This is a genomic window from Pseudoxanthomonas sp. LjRoot204_2, from assembly GCF_056175765.1.
This window is the reverse complement of record NZ_JBGFFG010000547.1, coordinates 1-1,931: the sequence shown is the minus strand read 5'-3', so window position 1 is coordinate 1,931 and position 1,931 is coordinate 1. Positions and strand designations below refer to the sequence as shown.

The following is a 1,931-nucleotide window of genomic DNA, read 5'->3' as shown; positions in this document are numbered from 1 at the left end:
TCCTCGTACGTGACCTTTCCACTGGGCTGCAGCGCCTCCCAGAACTCGCGCAGCGTCACCAGGGGATCGAGCTCTCCCAGCACCACCGGATTGCGGATATCGAGATAGCACGCGCTCACGCGCGGCACCTGCGGGTACACGCGGGAGTTGCAGGCGTAGACGCTGGCCACGTCCGGCGAGATGGTGAACGGAATGGAGGGCAGCTTGGATTCGATCGCCGCCGGCGTATCCGAATCAGCGTACTGGCCGCGGTAGACCGTGCGCAGTGATCCATCGGCATTGCGGACCTTGCTCTGCTGCAGGCGCTCGGCCGCGGTCGGGTCCGGCGCCGGCCCRCTGGCCAATCGGAAGGCCAGCTGCAGGTCTTCGGCCAGGTTGGACTCGCGCGTGCGCAGCTTCCAGTTCTGCATCGCCCACACGATGGCCCCTTGCGCGGCCTGCAGGTCCTGCACCAGCTCGCGGCCGCCCAGGCTGCCTTCAACCACGGGGCCGGCCTGGCGGAACATCGCCACCAAGTTGGCCATGAACTCCTGCAACCACTCCAGCAAGCGAGCCAGCAGGTCGCGATCGTCGATCGCTTCCCAGACATGCGGGTCCAGCAGCAGGTCGCCGACGATGTCTGCCACGGCCTCTTCGCGGATCAGGTCATCGTCCATGACCTGCATGTCCTCACGCAGGCTGCGGCGCTTGAGGTCGTGGTAGTACCGCGCCCACGCGGTAGCGTTGATCGCCGGACGCAGCTGCTCCACCAGCTCGGCATAGAGCTCCGGCTGCTGGGCGCGCATCTGGTGCACCGCCTCGTGCGCCAGCACGCCCATGGTGGGGAACTCGCTGTCCACGCTGACGTAGATGCGGTTGTCGCTCCGTTCCTTTCCGCTCACGCCGGCAAAAGCGAGCCGGTTGTCCTGCCCGCTGTAGCGGATGAACACCGGCTCCACGTTGAGCACCTTCGCGATGGCACGGGCACGCAGTGCCGTGCGCGGATCGGGCGTGGCCAGCCGGACGTTCTCCACGTCGGCATCAGGCCCGAAGAAGTGTCGCAGGTTGCCGCGCAGCGAACGCAGCTGGTCCGCGTCACGCAGCACCTGCGCTTCGTGCATGTCGCGCTCGACAGCGCCTGGGAAGACCGTCCGCAGAGCGCCCAGCGAGACGCTGAGCTCGTTGCGAACGAACCGGGCCGCGCCCTGGGCCTGGAAGCCCAGCGCGTGCATCAGCGGCGACAGGCGGCCGCCGGCGGTGCTCTCCACCACCAGGCGAGGGGCGTCCTGCGCGTGCTCGACCACCATGCGCGCACCGTGCGCGGAAAGATCTGCCCACCGCATCGTCGTGTTCTCCATCGATCAGGGCGCCGCCGAAGCGGTGTGCTCCGCCACCTTGCCGTAGGCGATGGCCTGCAGCCGATCGCACAGCGTGTCCATCAGCTCCGGCGTGTGCTTCTTGGCGTCCACGAACGCCCACAGCGCTTGGCGACCATCACAGATATCGCCGCTGATGGGATCGGGCAGGCAGAACTCCACCTGCGGGAACTCCGCGCTGAGCGCACCGAGGTGGCCACGCAGGCTATTGCGCACCTCCGCTTCGGGCAGCACGTCCAGCGTCCCATCGGACTCGGACTCCTGCGTGGGGAACTCCACCTCGCACAGGATGCCGAAGTTGCCTTCCTTGCGGACGATGAACGTCAACTCGCTCTCCCCGTGCATCATCCCCTGCAGCTGCGTCAGCAGGTCGCTGTCGCGCTCCAGCACGGCCAGGCCCGGCTTGCGCCAGCGGTAGGAGGGAGCATCATTCAGGCCGCCCCAGCGATCGGACAGGTTGGTCTCGATCGCCCAGCCATAGGGCATCACCACGCCACCGATGTTGGCTTCTACCGTGGTGCCGCAGACCAGTGCGTCATCGGACAACAGGCGCTGACCCAGCGCCTCGCGCTGAGC

At 67.5% G+C, this 1,931-nt stretch carries 2 protein-coding genes; both read right to left on the bottom strand.

What is annotated here, in order from left to right:
- Window positions 1-1,322, bottom strand: a 1,322-nt coding sequence (locus AC04L7_RS17705) for a hypothetical protein (RefSeq protein ID WP_475513568.1), incomplete at its 3' end; no start/stop codon positions are given.
- 18 nt (window positions 1,323-1,340) lie between these two features.
- The coding region (locus tag AC04L7_RS17700; RefSeq protein WP_475513567.1) for a hypothetical protein at window positions 1,341-1,931 on the bottom strand (591 nt) is incomplete at its 5' end.